Origin of the sequence: Pollutimonas rozaliensis, assembly GCF_048751585.1 — a bacterium.
In the GTDB taxonomy this organism is placed as follows: domain Bacteria; phylum Pseudomonadota; class Gammaproteobacteria; order Burkholderiales; family Burkholderiaceae_B.
In genome coordinates this window covers 138584-159622 of the sequence record NZ_JAZHOB010000007.1, presented here as the reverse complement: position 1 = coordinate 159622, position 21039 = coordinate 138584, and the positions used below count along the sequence as shown (strand labels likewise).

The following is a 21039-nucleotide window of genomic DNA, read 5'->3' as shown; positions in this document are numbered from 1 at the left end:
TCATTTGCCTACTTGGAATGTGGTTATGCCGCCCGTGAGCTTGTCTATGGTCGTTATCGACAAAAAGCCGTTGCCCAGGTCGACCACATTTATGGTGAAACTCTCGGTCTCGAGCGTGCCAGGCATGAATTGCCCATCGGGTCCGACGATCTGCGAGCTGGCCGCGGATGCCAGCCGGCTCAGGATCGAACGCTCCAGCGTTTCGTTGAAAACCTGCAGGGGGGTCTTTTCCTCAATCCCGAATTGATCCTGGCCTATGTCCGGATCGGTGTGCCGGTTGGTGGCCAGCGCGGAGTTCAGCAGCACGGGGCCGTTCAGCGGGCTACCGCCGAACGAAGGGTTGAAGGGGTAATAAACCAGTTCCGTGGCCGCAGCCTGGCCGGCAAGCGTCCATGCGCAGCAGGCCGCAATGCCATGCAGCAGAAACCTTTTTTTTATCGACATGTCTGCTCCTTTCATTTACATCTCCTCGGGCCCTAGGTCCGGGCTGCGGACCAGGATGCGTTCGGCTTCGCTGTCGGCAATGTTTTGGTAAACCAGTTCGACGGCCACGGCGCTGATCTTTTTTGTTGCGGCGCGTGCCGGCGGCAGAAATACGTGAAACATGTTTTTTTGCCGGAATTGAACCCAGATCTCGCTGCCGAAACGGGCGGAGGGCCTTTCGTAGATGGAGATCGAAAACTTGTTGCTGATGTCTTTCTGGCGCCATAACGCCGTAAAGTCCTGGTAGAAATCATTGCCCAGCACGGTGACGGTCCGATTTACAACCACGCCGCCCAGCGGGTCCTCGAATACGCTTTTCTTCGCCTGCCCGTCGTCCAGCACGGTGGGCGGCAGGCCGTCCTTGGCCAGCGGCAGGTCCTGGCCCCGGGCCAGAGGGGAAGACGCCGCGGCGGCAAGCGAAATCAGCCAAACCATGGAACAGCGCATTTCGGGTTTCCTCCCAGTCCTTGATCGCACAACGGATGAGTGCGGTGTTATCGCTGCGCCGGCATCTTCCGGCTTTTTCCCCAGCATGAATTTTTTGCTGCTTTTTCTAACGTATGGAAACGGACTGCATGAATACATGATAGAGACGGCGCGGCCTGGAAACATGCGGCATATGCCGTAGGCCGCTCTCCGCTCTTTTCCGTAGCGGCGTTTATCCACCTCGGCCAAATGGCGGAAGCAGGCGCCGGCACACGGCCGCGGCTGTCAGGCTGCGCGCACGGCGTCGTAAATAGCGCTGTTTCCGGCGGGCTGCATGCGCAGCTGATCGGTTTCCAGATGAGCGATATTGCCCTCATCCGAGTGGTAGATGACGGTTACCCGGCTACCCTGTATTTCGTGCAACTGATTGCTGGACAGGTGGAAATGCGTGGCCACCGTTTCGTCATCGATCTTGCTGTCGGCTTCCCTTCGGTTGAGCTTTCTGAAGAACAGCTTGCGATAGCGGCCCCACAGCACCACCAGCGTGGCGTTGAAGGCGGCCACCAGCGCGTAGAGCGCCAGCGTATGCGCGGTGGGCCATAGCTGAGTAATGAAGGGGGTCGATGGGCTGTCGTAGCTGCCGTCCATGACGGCGACCACGCCTTTGGTGAACAGGTAGAAGAAACCTATCCATCCCAGTGCGGTAAGCGATGCGTCGATAGCCAATGCGATGGGCGAGCGTTGCGTTGTGATGATCATGTCAACTCCTTGATGCCCCGATCCGGGCTGCTCCAGCGCGCACGCTGGCGCCGGATGCGAAGCATGACTTTGGGAAAACTGAAGAGAGTGGTGAAAAGATTGATGATCCAGTAGGCGAAGGGATACCAGATGATCCAGTACAGGGCGCGGGCCAGCTTCGGCTCGTAGCGCCTGTCTATCAGTATGCTGACCAGGAACTGCATCAGGCATACCATGGCGAGCACCATGCCGGTGAACGACGGCGGCATGAGTATCGACACCTGTATATTGGGGGGCAGCACGATAATGTGGCCCAGCGCCCACAGCGCGATCGACAGGGCAAAGGCGAAGGCCCATCCCGTCGAAAGGCAGAATTCGAACATCAGCAGCCAGAGCCGGCGATGCTTCCAGCTCCAGATGGTGATCAGGTTTTTAAGGAATACCTCGGCGCCGCCCTGGGCCCAGCGCAGGCGCTGCTTCCACAGGCCGCGCAAGGTCTCCGGCATGAGTATCCAGCACAGCGCCCGGGGCTCATAGAAGACCGACCATTGCGCGCGTTGCAGCTTCCACGTGATGTCGATGTCTTCCGTGATCATGTCCAGGCTCCAGTAGTCCACTTCGTCCAGCGCTTGCCGGCGAAAGGCGGTGCAAACGCCCGATACGGTGAACAATTGGCCGTAGACGCGCTGTGTGCGCTTGATCAGGCCGATGATGGATGAGAACTCGCCCACCTGGATGCGGCCGATCAGCGTAGACCGCGTGCGGACCCGGGGGTTGCCGGTAACCGCCCCGACGCGCGGATTGTTGACCAGCGGCGCAACCAGATAGCTGACGGCATCCGGGTCGAGCAGCGCGTCGCCGTCTATGCAGACCAGGTATTCGCTGCGGGCCGCCATGGCGCCCATGCGCAGCGCCATGGCCTTGCCTTGATTCTGGGCCAGGTGAATGACACGCAGCCGGGGATGCAAGGCAGTCAGCTTGTCGAACATCACCGCGGTGCCATCGGTGGAGCCGTCATTGACGGCAATGACTTCGATGTTGGGATACTCCTGCCCCAGCGCGGCCAGTATGGTCTGTTCACCGTTGTCCGCCTCGTTGTAGCAGGGGATCAGTATGGTGATCAGCGGTTCGTCCGGAAATTGCGGCGGACGGTAGGGACGCCAGTTCCATTTGCGCTCCCAATGCAGCCAGAAGTACAGGCCTCCCGCCATCCAGATACCCGACATGAACAGCGGATAAAAGAAAACGAAGTTCAGCAAGACATTGCTGGTCAGCGCCAGGGTCAGGCCGAAAGGCGCGCCAAGAACGATGCACAACACCAGAAAGGCGATCAGTCGGTCTATCATTGGAATGGGTACCAGGCGTTGGAAATGGCCGGCCGGATGACGTCCAACCGGGGCTGATTCTGCGTGAAATCATCGGGGTAGTAGCCGAAGCTGCGGGCGCCGCGCAGTTGCAGGCGTTTCATCCAGTGCGCCATCACGGCGGAATCGACATGCCCCGAGTCGCCGTTGGCGCTGGAGGGCCGCCAATCCCGGCCCTGGACTTCGAACACGGTCTTGTTCAGCGCTCCCGGCCGCGACGCGACGGCGTCGACCAGGCTGTCCAGCCAGGCATCGGCGCCATCGTGGGGCACGTTTTCCATCCAGGGCATGGCCATCGGCGCGGTCCAGTCGTAAGCCTCCAGGAAGTCATCCAGGTTCTGGGCGAACCAGGCTTCGCTTTCGGGATGAAGCACGGGCTGGGCGTAAATATTGCGCGCCGTCCTGATTTGCGGGCCGCGTATGGTGCGTACATGATCGGCAAGGACTTTGGTGAAATCGACCAGATAGCGGCTTTTGAAGCGCGTCCATCGATGCAGGGTATCGGGATCGGCGCGCAAGGCTTCTATGCTGTCGGGCAATCCGGCGGCGCGATAGGCCGCCAATGCCGGCGGACTTGCATCCTCGAAATCGGACAACAGGGCATCATCGTGGAAAAGAATGCCGGCGAATATGGCATGCCGAGCCAAGTCTTCATACAGGTCGATGATCTGCTGGCGCGCGGCGGGATCGAAGGGAGAGAGCCGGCGGTACTGGCCGGGATCGACCGTCGCCGTATGCTGTTCCGGATCCCATTTCATAACACGCGCCAGCTTGGGATCCAGATCGAAACTGAGCACCGGCATCCAGGCATACACATCGACCATGGCGCGGCTGCGCAGTTGCCAGGCGGCGCGGTTGAACAGGTTGGCGCGCATGGGAAGATGGCGATTCGGAAAGTACACCGACTTCACCAGTCCGTCGCCTTCGGGATCGGCAAAGGCTTGCAGGAAGACCGTGGTTATCCGCATGTCGGCAATGCGCTGGACCAGATCGCCCAGATTGCGTTCCATCTGCTCCGGGTCGGGATCGTACACGTAGTCCAGGTCGACGTGGGCGACCCGCATGACAGTGTTGTTTTCCATGACCATGCTGATGCGTGCGAAGTTCTGCAACTGGGGATCATTGGAGACCAGTACGCGGGGGACATTGCTCAGGTCATCCACTTTGCCCAGACCGCTATCGAGCGTCAGCACCATGGAATAGCCTTTGGACTGGACGATTCTTAGCGCGTCGCCGCTGGCCTCGCCATAGGGCCATACCCAAACGCGGGGCTTTTTTCCGGTTTCCCTGAGTATTTTCTTTGTGACCCGATCCACGTCGGCTGCGACACGCGTTCGGTAAGCCTGGTCGGTTTCATAGGTATCGGTGGCGGGATCATAGGCGCGGGAGGCGGCGGCCGGCTCTAGATTGCCCTGGGGATTGGATAGGATGCCGTAGTGCAATGCGTCGGTATGGGCACCTATCTCGACCAGGCCGGAACGCGATACCTCACGTATCTGCCGCCAGGTCAGAAAGCGTTCGCGATCCGTGGGCTTTCCTCCGAAATCCACGGTTTGATCGTCGGGCGTGTCCACCCAGGAGGTGACCGGAGCCAGAACGGCCGGCCAGTTGTATGCCTTCAGCAGCGGAAACACACGGGTATAGAAGCTGCGGTAGCCATCATCGAAGGTAAGCAGCAGGGCTCTTGGCGGCAGGGGTTTGCCACCTTTGCTGGCGGTCAGTATCTGATCCACAGTAACCGGCTGATAGCCGTTTTCCCTTAGCCAGGCGAACTGTTCGATCAGATGCTCGGTGCTGACGCTGACATAAGTCTGGTCCGGATCCGTGTCCTCGACGTCGTGATAGGCCAGCGACAGGAAGGTATTCTCTTTCCAGGGGTATTGGGAGTTATGCATGGAGCGTTCGCTGGGTGGAACAAAGGCGGGTATGTCCTTGGCACAGCCGCCAAGGAACAGCAGGGCGCATAGCAGGATCGCGAACAATGGGGTGCGTGAAATGTAGGCAAGCATGGCGTCTCTTCTAAAAGCGGAATGACATGTCGAGCATGAAGCGCACTTCGCGTTCGCGTATGCCGTCATAGGGCCTGCTGATGCCGAGTACCGTCGCGCCGATATCGAAGGCGTTGTTGTAGCGGTAGCGCATTCCATAACCTGCGACGGCAATGGCGCCGGTACCGAAGTCCTGTTGCTTGTAGGCGCCGATGCCGAGAATGAAGGTCTGCTCCCATACTGTTTCGTAGCGGCGGTACAAGGTATGGGTCAGATTCAGCGTGGGCAGCACTTCAAGATCGGATCGGGGGTTGAAATAGGGGCCGCCTTCTTGCGAGTTGCGCGTTGCGGCGATGTTGATATTCAAGTCCGCCTTGAGGTGGGGGCGGGTGTAGATACGCTCGCGGCCGGACAAGGTGGCCGCCAGCCTATTGTTGCCATCGCTGAAATGCGAGGGCGCCAGCGAAAAGCGCCATTCCCGGTGATCGCTTTGCCGCCATCTGGCATAGACGCCCGCGGCATTCGATGAGATGTCGTTGCGCAAGGCACGCAGGGGGGTATCGCGCGATCTCAGTTCGGCCGAGGCGCCGACCTGCCATTGGTCGCTCAGGTCGTAGGCGACCGACATCCGGGCTCCGGGTTTGGTGCCATAGCCGTAGTTATGCGTCGATGCTTCCATCTCGGCGGTCATATCCCGTCCGCGCCATTCCGCGCCGGTGCGCAGCCATCGGTAATTTCCGCTGCCTTCATCGAAATCGCCGTTTGCGTAGCCGGCTCCACCGAAGACCCGCCAGTTGTGGTTCAGCGGCGCGGAATACAAAACGGTTTCGATGCCGAAATCGCCGCTGCCGGTTACCGGACTGTCCGAAGCGATGCCCCGGCGCGCTTCGACGCGCAGCTCGGCCTTGTTGTGCAGCGCCCATTCTCGTTGCAGGTTTTGCGTGGCAAGTTCTTCGGGAAACCGGGTGGCAAGGTCCTGCGTCAGTATCTCGGCCTGCCGCCATTCCTGAAGCTTCAGGGCCGTCAGTCCTTGGACCGCCTTGACCTCCACGGCTTGGGGCTCCAGCGCTTCGGCGACTTTCAATTGCTTCTCCGCGCGTCGCGGCCAGCCCCGGCTGGCATAGACGTTGGCCAGCGAAGTTCGAAGGCCGACGTTGGTCGGCGCGCGATCGACCAGATCTTTCAGCCGCGCCTGGGCGCCGGCCGTATCGTCCGTATAGAACAGGCCAAGTGCGGCGGTCTGCTCTGAATACAAGTGCAAGTCATTCGGAACACGTTGGGGCACGCCCTTGATGTAGCGCCATGTCGGCTGGCCGGCACGCGCGGCCTGGATGACATTTCCGGCTTCGTCAAACTGTTCGCTTTCAATCAAGGAGTAGTACAGGCCGGTTTCGTTGCTTAGCCGTTCACTGGGATTGTCCCTTTGGCTGCCGTCGCCCATTACTTGGCGGTAAAGGTCCTGGGCTTCTTCGGGCCGGCGAAGGTATAGATATGCGGAAGCGACATCGTTCAATACGTAGCGCGGCACGCTTATTCCGTCCGCGACCAGGCTTTCGTAGCCATCCACCACGTCCTGCATGCGCGATCGGGCATGCAGCGCCTGCAAGCGATCGGCGCGCAGGCGCGTGACGTCCGCGCTGGCGGCCGGGCCCAGGGCCTCCCAGGCGGGGATGAGACGCTCATAATCCGCCAGGGCGCGGTCCGCGGTGGCGAACCGTTCCGATTCCAGCCGGTATGGCATGGCGGCCAAGCGTGTTACTTCCGCCAGGTAGTCCGCTTCCAGCTGGCGCATTTTTGCGTCATTGAGCAGATCGGGATGTTCCCGAGCCACGGTCAATGCGGCCTGGGCTAGACCCGCGTGCTGCAAAGCATCTATATATTCCCGTGTGACATAGGTTTTTCGCGGCGCCAGGGTCCTGGCATGGTCGGCTTCCTGAAGTACAGGATAAGGAGACGGGCGAACCTTGTAGGCGTAGCTCAGTGCCAGGCGCGCGTCGGCATCGTCCGGAATCTCATCGATCAATTCCTTGCCCAGCGCGATGGCCTCATCGGCACGCCCGGCGTCGGCCAGCGTCATGATTTCACCGACCGCGAAGGACGACTGGCGCGGAAACAGCCTACGGCCCTCACGGTAATGGTCCAGGGCGTAATCCCATCGCTGGGTGTCCCGGTAAGCACGGGCGAGTGCGATCAGGACATCGGCCGGCGGGTGGTTGGGGGCGGGCTGTATGGCCTCGTAAGCGGCGATCGCTTCGTCATTGTTGCCGGCCCACGTGGCAATCAGGATATGGTCGTAAGCGGCACGCAGATCCATGGGGTGTTCCACGCCATGCTGGCGCAGCATGATCAGCGCCGGCTCGTAGTTTCCCGCCCGGGCGGCCCGTATCAGCGCATCGTATTCCGCGCGCGATACGGCGGCGGACGCCGGGGTGCTCAACAAGCCGGCAATCACCAGGCAAAGGAAACCGAGTGGCATCGATGTATTCATGATCGTCCGTTCGGCGAGAAACAGACGGCGTCCGTCGTTTTGCTGGACAGGTGCATGGCATTAGCTCCCTTTTCTATGCGCATCCGGGCTTCTTGTATCGACGACAGCCTGAGCCGGTTCTCGCGCAAGAGGTCTTGGACCTCCGCAGCGCTATCTCATGCTTGCTACGATTTTTAATGTCTGGATACAGACTCGATGGAAGGGATCATAGAGAGGAACAAGAGCCAGCAAAATGCGGCATACGGCTTACGCTGGGGCTAGACGAGCGTGGTAAGCCGTTTGGTCGAGTCGCTGAATAAAGCAGTGAAGCCAGGCTGTGTATCGCCCGGCCTCAGGCCTTCATCGCTGGGGAGTTATTGAACGTTGAGGGGTGTTTTGCCCGCGTTCGGCGCTTTATCGCCCCCAGGGCTCAAATGCTCGACGAATAGCCGAGCGGCGGCCGGCAGGGATTCGAACGAACGTACGCCTATCAGTATCTTTCTGCGCGCCCAGGATTCCTTGATAGGGAGAATGCGGATACCGAACATCTTGGAATAACGCTTGGCGATGGCCAGCGGCAGGACGCCTATTCCCAATTCCGAGTTGACCATGAAGCATAAGGCGTCGAAGCCAGTGACCTGCACCTTCAGCTTTATCGTGCGCTTCAGTTCATCGGCGGCCCTGGACACAATGCGATTGATGGCGCTGCCCGTATGCAGACCGATAAACTCGTAGTCCAAGGCGTCCACGAAACGGAAACCGGCCTTGGCGGCCAATGAGTGCCCGGCAGGGACAATAAGCGCCAGCGTATCCTCCCTGTAGGGAAGGGTCTCGATGCCCTGGTCCAGGGGCGTGTCCGAGAAAATTCCGATATCGGCAACGTTCTCCGTTATCGATTTGATGATGGCGGGCGTCACCTGCTCCTCGAGATCGACATGGATGTTCGGGTAGGCGTTCGTGAACGATTTGATATCCTGCGGCAAGAATTGCGTAATGGCCGAAATGTTGGCGCATACCCTGACCAAGCCGCGCGCACCGTCCGAGTATTCCTTCATGCGCAGCGAAATTTCGTCCAATTCGCGCAAGACGCGCCTGGCCATGGCCGACAAGGCAATGCCCGCCGGCGTGGGTCTTATCCCCTTGTTGGTCCTGACCAGAAGGCGGGTTTTCAATTGGGCTTCCAGCTCGCTGATTCTCTTGCTGACCGCCGCCGCGGCGATATGCTCGCGTTCGGCCGCGCGCGCGATGGTTCCCTGTTCGAGGACGCTGATGAACAGCTTCAGTGAAATGGGGTCCAGATGCATGGCGGTCACGGTGAGCGTTGGGTGATGTCCAGTATAGCCTTTCGGTGCTTGGCCATCGCATTTCGCGATGGCGGCATCGCTAAGCAATTCTTCGGCGCGGGAGGATTGCTTGATAGACTGCCTGCGACAGCAGAGTAGAGCTATTTCACGAGGAAATCATGAGCAAACCATTGACGGGCATCCGCGTTCTGGAACTGGGGCAATTAATAGCCGGGCCTTTTGCAGCCAAGATGCTGGGCGAATTCGGCGCCGAAGTCATCAAGGTGGAGCCGCCCGTCAAGGGCGATCCTTTGCGCAAGTGGCGCCTGATACACGACGGCACCTCGGTGTGGTGGCAGGTCCAATCGCGCAACAAGAAATCGATAACGCTGGATTTGCGCCAGGCGGAGGCGCAAGAGGTCGTGCGTACGCTGGTCAAGGAAGTCGATGTCCTGATCGAGAATTTCAAGCCGGGCTGCCTGGAAGGGTGGGGACTGGGCTGGGAAGACCTGAAATCCATCAACCCCCGGCTGATCATGCTTAGGGTGTCCGGCTACGGGCAGACAGGGCCGTACCGGGACTTGCCCGGCTTCGGCGTGATTGGCGAGGCCATGGGCGGCCTGCGGCATTTAAGCGGCGAACCCGGACGCACGCCAGTCCGGGTCGGCGTGTCGATAGGCGACTCCCTGTCGGCCCTGCACGGGGTGATAGGCGTGTTGTTGGCCTTGAGAGCGCGGGATCAGGAAAATGGCCAGGGCCAGATGATAGACGTGGCCTTGTATGAATCCGTCTTCAACATGATGGAGAGCCTGTTGCCCGAATATTCGGTGTTCAACGAGGTCCGGCAGGCTGCCGGCAGCAGCCTGCCCGGCATCGCGCCGAGCAATGCCTACCGATGCAAGGACAATAAATATGTGCTCATTGCGGGCAATGGCGACAGCATCTTCAAACGATTGATGTCGGTCATCGGCCGGGATGATCTGGGCAATGATCCCGCATTGGAAAACAATGTCGGCCGGGTAGGGCAGGTGGCGATGATCGACGAGGCCATCTCGCAGTGGACGGCCCGGCATGGCTTGGACGAAGTGCTGGATAGGCTCAATGCGAAGCAGATTCCGGCGGGCAGGATCTACGATGTGGCCGACATTGCCGCGGATCCGCATTATCAGGCCCGCGGCATGATACTGGATTCGGTGCTGCCCGACGGGACAGGGATCAAACTGCCGGGCATCGTTCCCAAGCTCAGCGCAACCCCCGGCGAAGTGCGCAGTGCCGCGCCAGCCCTGGGCCAGCATACCGACGAGATATTGGCGGGCATCGGCATCGATGAAGGCACCCGCCAGGCATGGCGGCAACGCGGAATCATTTAATTAATTTATTCAGGGCCGGCGAATGTTGAATGAGAAATCTCGTTCTGGATTTATCCGGCCCTGAACCGAGGGTTCAAAATGAACGGCAGAAAGAAGCTATACATTCAAGAGGTCGCAGCTCGCGACGGTTTTCAGAACGAAAAGCAATTTATCGATACTCATGACAAGATCGAGTTCATAAATCGGCTTTCCGGCAGCGGCTACGCCAAGATCGAAGCGACTTCCTTTACGTCCCCCAAGGCCATTCCGGCATTGAAGGACGCGGACATGGTCATGCACGAAATCCGGCGCCAACCGGGCGTCATCTATACCGTGCTGGTGCCCAATGCGCGAGGCGCGGAGAGGGCGCTGGCCTGCAATGTGGACGAGGTCAATCTGGTGATGTCGGTCAGCGAGACGCATAACCGGGCCAACCTGCGCATGACGCGCGAGCAGTCGTATGCGCAGCTGGCGGACGTGGTTGGCGCCGTGCGCGGCACCGACACCGCCATCAACGTTTCGCTCTCCACGGTGTTTGGCTGCCCCATGGAAGGCGATATCGCCGCCACCGAGGTTTTTGGGCTGATGGACCGGTTTGCGCAATTGGACGTGGACGGCATTACCTTGTGCGATACCACCGGCATGGCCTACCCATCGCAGGTTGAAGAAATAGCCCGGCAAGCGAAGACCCGCTTTCCGCAACTGGAACTGACCATGCATTTTCACAATACCCGCGGCATGGCGCTGGCCAATACCTTATCCGCAATAAGCGTGGGCTGCGATCGTTTCGATGCTTCCCTGGGCGGCTTGGGCGGATGCCCGTATGCGCCTGGCGCCAGCGGCAATGTGTGCACTGAAGACCTGGTGCACATGCTGGAGCTTATGGGATACGACACGGGCATCGATCTGGACGCAATCCTGGATATTTCGGGTACGCTTCCGGGCCTGATAGGCCATGACGTACCCAGCCAGATTCTAAAGGCCGGGCCGCGCCTGACCCTGCATCCGGCGCCTGTCCAGCCGGCTTGATGCGCATTTTCCCCGCCACGCCCCGGTAACCATGAACCTAGCCAGATTCGACCTTGTAACCCTTGCGCTGTTCATTGCCGTGGCCCGGCAGGGAAGCATATCGGCCGGCGCGCGGCAGTCCCACCTGGCTGTGGGCGCCGCCAGCAAGCGTATCTCGGATCTCGAGGTGGCGCTGGGCACGCCCCTGCTGTATCGCCACGCGGGCGGCGTCGAACTGACCGAGGCGGGCGAGGCCCTGCTGCATCACTCCTTGCGGGTGATCCACGAGATGGACCAGATGGCCAGCGCCTTGTCCGACTATGCCTTTGGCGTCAAAGGCCATGTTCGTCTGGGCGCCAATACGTCGGCCATCACGCAGTTCCTTGCGGACGATCTTGCGATTTTCATGCGCAACCATCCAGCCATACGCATCAGCCTGAAAGAGGAAAACAGTACGCGCATCGTCAATGCGGTCATCAATAACCAGGCCGATCTGGGCATCTTCGCCGACCGCACGCCATGCGTAGGCCTGACGACATACCCTTATCGCGACGACGAGCTCGTTTTGATGGTGCCTCGCCACCATCCGCTGGCCACGTGCAGCCAGGTCAGCTTTTCCGATACGCTGGCCTACGACTACATCGGGCTTTCAGAGGCGACCTCGCTGGCCTTGAGGCTGAAGGAGGAAAGCGAGCGCCTGGGCAAACTCCTTAAGCTGCGCATCCAGGTAAGGGGGTTCGATTCCATCTGCAAGATGGCGGTGGCCACCCAGTGCATCGGCATTTTGCCGCGCCTGGCGGCGGCGACCCATGCGCGCGCCATGGAGCTGAGCCTGATTCCGCTGACCGACGAATGGGCACGCCGCAAGCTCCTTATCGGCGTGCGCGATCCCGACGCGCTGACGGCGGCTGCCAGGCTGTTGCTGGCACACGTACAGCAGCACACTCCGCCCGACGCATGACGCGTGTCGTGCGCGGGCTTTCGTGTTTCGCGATAACCCGCTTGTCGCAATAAGGAAGGCGGGTGCAAGGCGGCGGTGGCATACTCGATGCGTCGCGCACAGCCGCTTCGGCGCCGCAAGGGCGGTTGCCTTAAGGGCCGGCTATATCCATACCAACAGCCGGCGCCGGCCGTCGTGTTTTATTCAATCCAGGAGACCATAATGCTATCCAAAATAAAATTGAAATACCCCCTGGCCGCATTGGCTTGTGCTGCGGGCCTGTCGATGAATGTGGCCCCGGCCTCGGCACAGGCCGGGAATTATCCCGACCGCCCCATCAAATTGATCGTATCGGCGGCGCCTGGCGGCACCACCGATCTGACCGCGCGCATGATCGCCGAGCCGCTAGGCCGCGCATTGGGCCAGAGCGTGGTGGTCGACAATAAGCCGGGCGGGGCGGGGACCATAGCGGCGCAACTCGTTACCCGTTCGGAAGCCGACGGCTACACCCTGCTTTTGCAGTATTCGGGCTACCAGGTCATCACGCCCCTGATTACGCCCAATCTAAGCTGGGACCCCATCAAGGATTTTGCTCCGGTGGCCAATGTGCTGTCGGCGCCGCAAGTCCTGGTCGTGCGCTCCGATTTGCCCTACAAGACGCTCAAGGAGCTGGTCGCGGCTGACAAGAAGGAGCCCGGCAAGCTGAACTATGCATCGTCGGGTGTGGGTTCGCTGCAGCAGGTGTCCACCGAATTGCTGAACCAGATGGCGGGAACCAAGTTTACGCACATCCCCTATAACGGCACCGGGCCGGCAATGAAGGACTTGTTGGGCGGGTCCGTGGATATGACCATGACCACGCCCCCGCCGCTGCTGCCCCAAATTGCCGCCGGCAAGCTCAGGCCGCTGGCGATGACCGGCAAGAGCCGTTTGCCCAGCCTGCCCGACGTGCCCACTGCCGCTGAAGCCGGCTTCCCCGATCTGCTCGTGTCCTCGTGGTTTGCCATGTACGCGCCGGCCGGCACGCCGCCCGAAGTCGTCAATAAGCTGACCAAGGAAATCGAAGCCATCATGAAGACTCCGGAGTTCCGCAAGAAGGCGGAATCCCTGGGCGCCGAAGCCCAGTACATGGGGCCGGCCGAACTGGGCGATTTCACCAAGCAGGAACTCAAGCGCTGGGATACCGTGGTCAAGGCCGCGAATATTTCGGTGCAGTAATTGCGTATAAAAAAGCCGCCGCATCCGAAATGATGCGGCGGCTTTTTTTGCTGGGGTTTTTTGTTTGCTCTTATAAAGCACAAGGGCTTGCAGATTTCTTCTGCAAGCCCTTGATTTTGTTGGTCGGGACGGCGGGATTCGAACTCGCGACCCCTTGCACCCCATGCAAGTGCGCTACCAGGCTGCGCTACGCCCCGAAACTATCGGCGAAAGCCTTTGATCAGCTTTGCCTTTAGTCGTCTCGCTGATGGACCAAACCAAGATCAGCGAAGAACGAGATTCTAGCATAGTTTTCAACCTACCTGGAACTCGGTTTCCGGATAGCGCACGCGGCTGCGTTTTTGCGTGGCAAGGCTGTATACCAGGGTCAATGGACCGAGCCGGCCTGCGAACATCAGCAAGGCAAGCAAGAACTGGCTGGGCGCGGAAAGGTTATGGGTCAGATCCCGGCTTAGCCCGGTGGTGCTGACGGCCGAGACCACCTCGAACAGAATGCTGATGAAGGGCGCTTTCTCGAATATCGTCAAGAACAGGACGCCCACGAAGATCAGCGCGCAGGTGACCAGAACCAGCGCCAGCGCTTTCTGAACCGTATCGGGCGATATTGAACGCTTTATCAGCACGACTTCCTTGCGATGGAAAATATAGGAATAGACGGCGGCAAGCAGGACGATGAAGGTCCCTATCTTGATGCCGCTGGCGGTGCTCAGCGAACCGCCGCCGATGAACATGAGCAGGATGACCACCAGGGTGGAGCTGTCGTGCAGTTGGGTGATGTCGATGCTGGTGAAGCCGGCGGTGCGGCTGGTTACGCTCTGCATCCAGGCGGCCAGTGCCTGCCCATGGATCGATAGGCTTCCCAGGGTATCGGGGTTGTTGAATTCCAGCGCCCAGATGGCAACGAAGCCGATCAGGTTCAGGGCCAGCGTACCCAGCAGTATGGCCTTGGTGTAGGGCAGCAGGGTGGCCCAACGCTTCTTGTGTCCGACATCGCTCAGCACCGAGAAGCCGATGCCGCCCAGGATGATGGAAAAACTGATCGTCAGTATGACGGCGGTGTCTTCCGCGAACAGCGCCAGGCTGGACGGAAACAGCGAGAATCCGGCGTTATTGAAGGCGGCGATGGCATGGAACACAGCCCGGTATGCCGCGGTGGCCAAGGGGTAGTCGCGCCACCACCATAGGGCCAGGATGATCGCCGCAATGGCTTCTATGCCCAGCGATATCTTGAAGACGGAAAACGCGGTGCGGCGGATCTTGGACACGCTGGTCTGATTGAAGGCTTCCAGCGCGAGCGCCTGGTGCTTCAGGCTCATCTTCTTGCCCAGGGTGATGGCGGCGACCACGGCGAAAGTGACAAAGCCCAGCCCTCCCAACTGCACCAGGCAAATCAGCACGATCTGGCCGAAAAGGCTGAGCGAAACGGCCGGATCGATAGCGGTCAGGCCGGTGACGGTAACCGCCGAGGTCGCCATGAAGAAGGCCGTGAACAGGCTGATGGGTTCGCGGCCCGCGATGGGCAGGGCAAGCAGAACTGTGCCCAGGGCGATAAGCGCCAGGAAGCCCGCGGCCAGCACGATGGGCGGGCTGGCGCGCAACAGCCCGGTGCGCCGTATCCGTTGGTACGATTGATAGCTATAAAGCGGCAGCCAGTTGCGCATGGCTCAGGCAAGCTTGGGCGCAATGGCCTTCAGGGTGCTCAGTTGTCCCAACAATACCAAGGTGTCTTTGGCCTCTAGCGTGAAATCGTCCGAAGGATGGACGAAGATCTGGATCTTGCGCTTGACCAGCAGCACATGGATGGTGTCGGGCACGCCCTGCAATACCTGGCTTAGCGGGATGCCTTCCAGGCGATCGCTGACGTCGATCTCCACGACGAACTCGCCATTGCCCATGGAGATGTAGTCGTTGACCATGGGATAGCTAAGCGCCTGGGCCACCCGTATACCCATTTCTTCTTCGGGATGCACGATGCGATCCACCCCGAGCTTGCTCAGGATGAGGTGCTGGGCATGCGAAGTGGCCTTGACCCAGATGGTCGGTATTCCCAGGGACTTCAGGTGGACGACGCAAAGCAGGCTGGCCTGTATTCCTTCGCCTATGGCGACCAGCACCACATCGTAGTTGTCCAGGCCGAGTTCTTCCAGGGCGGCGCGGTCGGTGACATCGGCGATGACCGCATGCGTCAGCTGATCGGCATATTTGTCGATGACTTTACCGTCGGTGTCGACGCCCAGCACCGAGTGGCCCATTTTCATGAGTTCCAGGGCTGAGGCGGAACCGAAACGGCCCAGGCCGATAACGGCGAATTGTCCCATGTGCTTCCTTGCTTTTTGTATTCCGGCGAACGGCTTACTCTACGATAGTGGATTGCGGGGGTGGCGCAAATTCTGGTAAAAACCCTAATGGACATATGCCTGTCTGTGCGGCTTCTGTTATTTTCAGGCACACTGACTAGGGTTAACCTTGATTTGAGTAGCAGTATTAATGATGACTAGCTTGTTCGACCCCATTCAATTGGGGGCTGTGGCATTAAACAACCGTATTGTAATGGCTCCGCTTACCCGGAATCGCGCATCGGATGGACGTGTGCCGAACGACTTGATGCGCAGTTATTATTGCCAGCGTGCGACGGCTGGCCTGATCTTGTCGGAAGCCACATCGGTGTCGCCCCAAGGGGTCGGCTACCCCAGCACCCCTGGCATCTGGAGCAGCGCCCAGGTGGAAGGCTGGAAGAAGATCACCCAGGCCGTGCACAGCAAGGGCGGAAAAATCCTCCTGCAGCTATGGCATGTGGGACGCGTTTCCGACCCCGAATTCCTGAACGGCGAAATCCCCGTGGCGCCCAGCGCGGTGGCTTGCCAAGGCAACGTCAGCCTGTTGCGCCCCAAGCGCCCCTATGTGGTGCCGCGCGCCTTGCACATCGAGGAAATCCCCGGCATTGTCAACGATTTCGCGCGTGCGGCCCAGAATGCCCGCGAGGCCGGCTTCGATGGCGTGGAAGTGCATGGCGCAAACGGCTACCTGATCGACCAATTCCTTCAGGATGGCGTGAACAAGCGGCATGACGAGTATGGCGGTTCCATTGAAAACAGGGCGCGCCTGCTGCTGGAAGTGGTCGATGCCTGCGTGGGGGTATGGGGCTCCGGCCGCGTGGGGGTGCATCTTTCACCGCGCGGCGACGCGCATTCCATGTCCGACTCCAATCCGCGCGAACTCTTTTCCCATGTGGCCCACGCTTTGGGCCAGCGCGGCATCGCCTTCATCTTCACGCGGGAATCCCTGGGCGAAGACAGCCTGACGGCGGAGATCCGGCGGCAGTTCGGCGGTCCGGTCATCGTCAATGAAAACTACGATATCGCCACGGCGCATACCATGGTCGCCAAGGGGCAGGCCGATGCGGTGGCGTTCGGCAAGGCCTTCATCGCCAATCCGGATCTGGTCGCGCGCCTGAAAGCCGGCGCATCGCTTAATGATTGGGACCCCAGCACCTTTTATACGGCCGGGGCAAAAGGCTATATCGACTATCCGTCCTTGTCCAGCGCCGCCGCGCCGCAGAAAGAAACCTGCTCCTGAGGCAGAAAAAAATTCCAATTGCCGCTTGCGGCGTGATAACTTTCCAGTTGACGCGGGCAGATGCACGGAGGAACGGTGAAAGCGCAATTGATCGGTATCGTGACAGCGGCACTGCTGTCGGGCTGCATCGCCGGAATACAGCCGGGCGATGAGTCGCCCACTGTATCCTATACGGTTCCCCGCAGCTATCAGATCGTATACCTTCGGGCCCAGAATCAGGCTGATGAATGCCTGCGCGGAAAGAAGCACTACGATGTCTACGCGCAGGTGGATCCGGCCATGCAGGCGGGCAGCGTCGCGGTTCGCAGTCCTTTGGGCGGGCTGGAAGTGGCGCGCACCGATATCAAGGCCGTCGATGCCAGCCATACCCAGGTAACGCATACCGTCTGGGGGCACTCGCCCTGGGATGCGGGCGCCCTGAACGCCATGCGGCAGTCCATCCTGATGGATACCTCGGTTTGCGTGGCCTATCGCTAAGCCCCTATCCAAATCAAGCGTGCATTTTGTCGGCTTCGCTTGCCTTACGCCAGTAATGTCTGCGCTTCGCCTTCGCGTTCACGCTTGATTTGGGATTACATCAAGCGCGCTTTGACCTGGGCGGATACCGCCGACATGTCGGCGCGGCCGGCCAGGGCCGTCTTGAGTATCGCCATGACTTTCCCCATGGCCGGCGCGCCCGTCACACCCTGGCCGCTTACGTCGGCAATGGCGGCGTCGATGGCGGCATCGATTTCTTCGGGCGCGGCCTGTTGCGGCAGGAATTCCTGCAGGATGGATAATTCGGCTTTTTCCTGATTGGCCGTTTCAGTGCGTCCGGCCTGCTCGAAGGCGGCAATGGATTCGCGTCGCTGCTTCACCTGCTTTTCGATGATGGCCGTGACGTCGGCATCGTCCAGGTCGCGCCGTTCGTCGACTTCTTTTTGCTTGATCGCGGCCTGCAGGAAACGCAGGGTGCCCAATCGGGCCGAATCCTTGGCGCGCATGGCGGTTTTTACGGTATCGGCCAATTGCTGTTTTAGCGTGTTGCCCATGATTGCATCCTGATCAAAGGGTTCATTTTAATGGAAGTTCCGGCTGCGGGTGGGCAGGGAACCCAACAAGCCGCTCAGGTCGACAAGCCGGCTGGCCAACAGGTGATTGATGCCCTGGTGGCGCTGCCAGACACCGTAGACGCCCATCAGGCTGGATTGCACCAGCGCCGCCCGCTGGCGCTGGGCCAGCTCGGCATGGACGATCACGTTGACGTTGCCCGTTTCGTCTTCCAGGGTGACGAATACCGTGCCCTTGGCGGTCTGGGGGCGCTGTCGCCCGGTCACGATGCCGCAGGCCCGGGCCAGGCGCCGGTCGGGATAGTCGTCGGCCAAGGTCGCCGCCGGCACGAATCGCCGCGCCTCCAAGGTGGGCCGCAGCAAGGCCACGGGATGGCGTCCCAGGGTCAGGCCCATGGAGCGATAATCGGCAACGAGGTCCTGGCCTTCGGTGGGCGCGGACAGCGCAGGCTGGGCGGTTTCGTTGATGGGCGCGCCATGCAGCAAACCCTTGAGCGGCTGGGTGGCGGCCTGCCAACGGGCCTGGCGCCGATGCCCGCTTAGCGGCTGCAAGGCATTGGCGGCCGCCAGGGCATCCATCTCGTGGCGGCTCAGGCCGGCGCGGCCGGCCAGATCCTGCACCGTGTCGAAAGGCCTTGGCCGACGGGCGGCTTCGATGCGCAGCCCGGCGTCCCTGGACAGGCCTTTGACCTGGTTAAGGCCCAGGCGCACGGCGGGGCGCCGGCCGTCCGGCTCCAGGCCGGCCTCCCAGCAACTGGCTTGAATATCCACGGGCAGTACCTTGACATCGTGGTGCCGGGCGTCCTGCACCAGTTGGCTGGGCGAATAAAAGCCCATGGGCTGCGAATTGAGCAGCGCGACCAGGAAGGCTTCGGGTTCGTGGCATTTGAGCCAGGCGCTGATGTAGGCCAGTTTGGCGAAGCTGGCCGCATGGCTTTCGGGAAAGCCGTATTCCCCGAAACCCTCCAGTTGCCGGAATATGCGCAAGGCGAATTCTTCCGGGCAGCCATTCTGGATCATTCCGTCGATCAGCCGCTTGCGGAAATGTTCGACGCCGCCCTTGCGCTTCCAGGCCGCCATGGATCGCCGCAATTGGTCGGCTTCGTCGGCGGTGAAGTCGGCGGCCGCCATGGCGATTTGCATGGCCTGCTCCTGGAAGATGGGAACGCCCAGGGTGCGCGACAGCACTTTCTCTATGGCGGGGGTGGGGGCTTCTATTTCTTCCGGGTGCTGCCTGCGCCGCAGATAGGGATGGACCATACCGCCCTGGATGGGGCCGGGCCGCACGATGGCCACCTGGATCACCAGGTCGTAGAAGATGGCGGGCTTCAGGCGGGGCAGCATGCTCATTTGCGCCCGCGATTCGATCTGGAACACGCCTATCGTATCGGCTTGCTGGATCATCCGGTATGTGGGCTCGTCATTGTCTTTGATATCCTGCATGAGCAAGGGCTTGCCGCGCCGGCGGCCGGCCAGGTCCAGGCAGCGATGCAGCGCCGACAGCATGCCCAGCGCCAGGATGTCGACTTTCAGCAGGCCCATGGCATCCAGGTCGTCCTTGTCCCATTGGACGATGCTGCGTTCGGGCATGGCGGCGTTCTCGATGGGCACCAGCCGGCACAGCTTGTCGCGCGCGATGACGAAGCCGCCGGGGTGCTGCGACAGATGCCGGGGAAAGCCGGACAGTTCCTGTGCCAGCTCCGCCCACAGCCTGGCAATGTGCGAGCCGCCTTCCAGGCCGTGCGCGGCGATCCTGTCCAGAAGGTTTTGCTTGCCATCCCAATAATGAAAGGACTTGGCGACCCGGTCGACCAGTTCCGGATCCAGGCCCAGCGCCTTGCCCGTGTCGCGCAGGACGCTGCGTGTGCGATAGCTGCTGACCACCGCCGTCAGGGCCGCCCGATGCCGGCCATATTTTTCGTAGATGTATTGGATGACTTCTTCGCGGCGCTGGTGTTCGAAGTCCACATCGATATCGGGCGGCTCCTTGCGGGCCTGGCTGATGAAGCGGGCGAACAGGGCGTTGCCGTTCTCGGGGTCGACCTCGGTGATGCCCAGGCAATAGCAGACGGCGGAGTTGGCCGCCGAGCCCCGCCCCTGGCAAAGGATGTTGCGTCGCCGGGCAAACTGCACGATGTCGTAGACCGTCAGGAAATAGGGCTCGTATTCCAGTCCGGCGATGATGGCCAGCTCGCTTTCCAGTTGGCTTCTGATGGAATCGGCGATGCCATTGGGATAGCGCCTGCGGGCGCCGGCATAGGTTTCCTGGCGCAGGTAGGCCGTTGCGCTCATGCCGTCGGGCACGATTTCCCGGGGATACTGGTAGCGTATCTGGTCCAGGCTGAATGTGCAGAGCCCGGCCACGACCTGGGTTTCCTCCAGTGTGTGGGCGGGATAGGCATTGGCCAGGCGCAAGCGGCTGCGCAGGTGGTGTTCCGCGTTGGGCTTCAGGACGTAGCCGCAATGCTGCACAGCCTGCTTAAGACGTATGGCGGCCAGGGTGTCGTGCAGGGGCTGGCGCGAGCGCCTGTGCATTTCCACCTGGCCGGTGGCCACCAGCCGGATCGAAAAGTGCCGGGCTGCCCATTCCAGCCTGGCAAGGTGCTGGGCGTCGGCGTGCTGGTATCGCAAGCCCAGGCCCAGCCAGAGGCGCCCGGCGAAGATACGCAGCAATCGTGCCGCTTGCTCGTGCAGCAGTTGGGGGTCGACGTCGTAATCCGGCTTGAATATGCACAGGCAGTCGGGCAGGTTTTTCAGATGCTCGCCGCCCGGCGGCGGCGAGGCGATGTCTTCCAGGCTCAGCCGGTATTGGCCTTTTTCGCTGCGCCTGCGCGCCAGGGTGATCAGTTCCGACAAATCTCCATAGCCTGTCTTGTTGCGCGCCAGGATGATGATTTCCATGCCGTCCACCTTGAAGCGGCTGCCGATAATCAGTTTGATGGACTGCTTCCGGGCTTCGGTCCAGGCGCGCACCACGCCGGCCAGGGAACACTCGTCGCAAAGAGCCAGGGCTTCGTAGCCCAGTTCCGCGGCGCGTTCCACCAGCTCCTCTGGGTGCGAGGCGCCTTTCAGGAACGAAAAATTGGACAGACAGTCCAGTTCGGCATAGTCGGGAAGCAAGGCGGCTTTCATGATGAGGCGTAGGCTGGC

17 protein-coding genes and 1 tRNA gene are annotated in these 21039 nt (G+C 60.7%); 6 read left to right on the top strand and 12 right to left on the bottom strand.

Annotated features, from left to right (window positions below):
* The 7 genes from V0R37_RS14345 to V0R37_RS14315 form a co-directional block, all read right to left on the bottom strand.
* On the bottom strand, positions 1–444 hold the full coding sequence (locus V0R37_RS14345; RefSeq protein WP_420375166.1) for a curli assembly protein CsgF: 444 nt from the start codon (positions 442–444) through the stop codon (positions 1–3).
* Positions 445–459: 15 nt separating this feature from the next.
* Entirely contained in the window at positions 460–930 is a 471-nt protein-coding gene (locus tag V0R37_RS14340; protein ID WP_420375165.1) for a curli production assembly/transport protein CsgE, read from the bottom strand.
* Between the two features lie 264 nt (positions 931–1194).
* Positions 1195–1668, bottom strand: coding sequence for a poly-beta-1,6-N-acetyl-D-glucosamine biosynthesis protein PgaD (gene pgaD / locus V0R37_RS14335; RefSeq protein WP_420375164.1), 474 nt, complete (start codon positions 1666–1668; stop codon positions 1195–1197).
* Complete coding sequence (pgaC, locus tag V0R37_RS14330) at positions 1665–2993, bottom strand: poly-beta-1,6-N-acetyl-D-glucosamine synthase (RefSeq protein ID WP_420375163.1); 1329 nt, start codon at positions 2991–2993, stop codon at positions 1665–1667. Before pgaC ends, pgaD begins: the two co-directional genes overlap by 4 nt.
* The gene (gene pgaB / locus V0R37_RS14325; RefSeq protein ID WP_420375162.1) at positions 2990–5020 is read right to left on the bottom strand and encodes a poly-beta-1,6-N-acetyl-D-glucosamine N-deacetylase PgaB; all 2031 of its coding nucleotides are present in this window, start codon (positions 5018–5020) and stop codon (positions 2990–2992) included. Before pgaB ends, pgaC begins: the two co-directional genes overlap by 4 nt.
* Before the next feature lie 10 nt (positions 5021–5030).
* The gene (gene pgaA / locus V0R37_RS14320) at positions 5031–7487 is read right to left on the bottom strand and encodes a poly-beta-1,6 N-acetyl-D-glucosamine export porin PgaA (protein WP_420375161.1); all 2457 of its coding nucleotides are present in this window, start codon (positions 7485–7487) and stop codon (positions 5031–5033) included.
* Between the two features lie 353 nt (positions 7488–7840).
* On the bottom strand, positions 7841–8770 hold the full coding sequence (locus V0R37_RS14315; RefSeq protein ID WP_420375337.1) for a LysR family transcriptional regulator: 930 nt from the start codon (positions 8768–8770) through the stop codon (positions 7841–7843).
* 158 nt (positions 8771–8928) lie between these two features.
* Between V0R37_RS14315 and V0R37_RS14310 the strand changes: the two genes are divergently transcribed.
* The 4 genes from V0R37_RS14310 to V0R37_RS14295 all read left to right on the top strand — a co-directional run bounded on the left by V0R37_RS14310 (position 8929) and on the right by V0R37_RS14295 (position 13264).
* The gene (locus V0R37_RS14310; RefSeq protein ID WP_420375160.1) at positions 8929–10119 is read left to right on the top strand and encodes a CaiB/BaiF CoA transferase family protein; all 1191 of its coding nucleotides are present in this window, start codon (positions 8929–8931) and stop codon (positions 10117–10119) included.
* A 78-nt stretch (positions 10120–10197) separates the two neighbouring features.
* A complete protein-coding gene (locus V0R37_RS14305; RefSeq protein WP_420375159.1) occupies positions 10198–11127 on the top strand; it encodes a hydroxymethylglutaryl-CoA lyase in 930 nt (309 codons plus the stop codon).
* 31 nt (positions 11128–11158) lie between these two features.
* Positions 11159–12067 (top strand): LysR family transcriptional regulator, encoded by a 909-nt coding sequence (locus V0R37_RS14300; RefSeq protein WP_420375158.1) that lies wholly within the window; start codon positions 11159–11161, stop codon positions 12065–12067.
* Between the two features lie 264 nt (positions 12068–12331).
* The gene (locus V0R37_RS14295) at positions 12332–13264 is read left to right on the top strand and encodes a Bug family tripartite tricarboxylate transporter substrate binding protein (protein ID WP_420375336.1); all 933 of its coding nucleotides are present in this window, start codon (positions 12332–12334) and stop codon (positions 13262–13264) included.
* Between the two features lie 120 nt (positions 13265–13384).
* On the opposite strand, the gene V0R37_RS14290 is transcribed toward V0R37_RS14295, so the two are convergent.
* The 3 genes from V0R37_RS14290 to V0R37_RS14280 form a co-directional block, all read right to left on the bottom strand.
* Positions 13385–13461 (bottom strand) — tRNA-Pro (locus V0R37_RS14290).
* Between the two features lie 96 nt (positions 13462–13557).
* Positions 13558–14925 carry a TrkH family potassium uptake protein gene (locus V0R37_RS14285; protein WP_420375157.1) on the bottom strand — a complete coding sequence of 456 codons (1368 nt, stop codon included), beginning with the start codon at positions 14923–14925 and terminating at the stop codon, positions 13558–13560.
* A gap of 3 nt (positions 14926–14928) precedes the next feature.
* Positions 14929–15582 carry a potassium channel family protein gene (locus tag V0R37_RS14280; protein ID WP_420375156.1) on the bottom strand — a complete coding sequence of 218 codons (654 nt, stop codon included), beginning with the start codon at positions 15580–15582 and terminating at the stop codon, positions 14929–14931.
* Positions 15583–15754: 172 nt separating this feature from the next.
* Here V0R37_RS14280 and V0R37_RS14275 point away from each other — a divergent pair, with 172 nt between their 5' ends.
* Both V0R37_RS14275 and V0R37_RS14270 read left to right on the top strand, forming a co-directional pair.
* Complete coding sequence (locus tag V0R37_RS14275; RefSeq protein WP_420375335.1) at positions 15755–16840, top strand: alkene reductase; 1086 nt, start codon at positions 15755–15757, stop codon at positions 16838–16840.
* A 75-nt stretch (positions 16841–16915) separates the two neighbouring features.
* Complete coding sequence (locus V0R37_RS14270) at positions 16916–17317, top strand: BPTD_2524 family lipoprotein (RefSeq protein ID WP_420375155.1); 402 nt, start codon at positions 16916–16918, stop codon at positions 17315–17317.
* A gap of 95 nt (positions 17318–17412) precedes the next feature.
* Here V0R37_RS14270 and V0R37_RS14265 read toward each other — a convergent pair whose 3' ends face one another.
* Both V0R37_RS14265 and V0R37_RS14260 read right to left on the bottom strand, forming a co-directional pair.
* On the bottom strand, positions 17413–17871 hold the full coding sequence (locus V0R37_RS14265) for a GatB/YqeY domain-containing protein (RefSeq protein ID WP_420375154.1): 459 nt from the start codon (positions 17869–17871) through the stop codon (positions 17413–17415).
* Positions 17872–17898: 27 nt separating this feature from the next.
* A complete protein-coding gene (locus V0R37_RS14260; RefSeq protein WP_420375153.1) occupies positions 17899–21021 on the bottom strand; it encodes an error-prone DNA polymerase in 3123 nt (1040 codons plus the stop codon).
* Positions 21022–21039 lie beyond the last annotated feature (18 nt).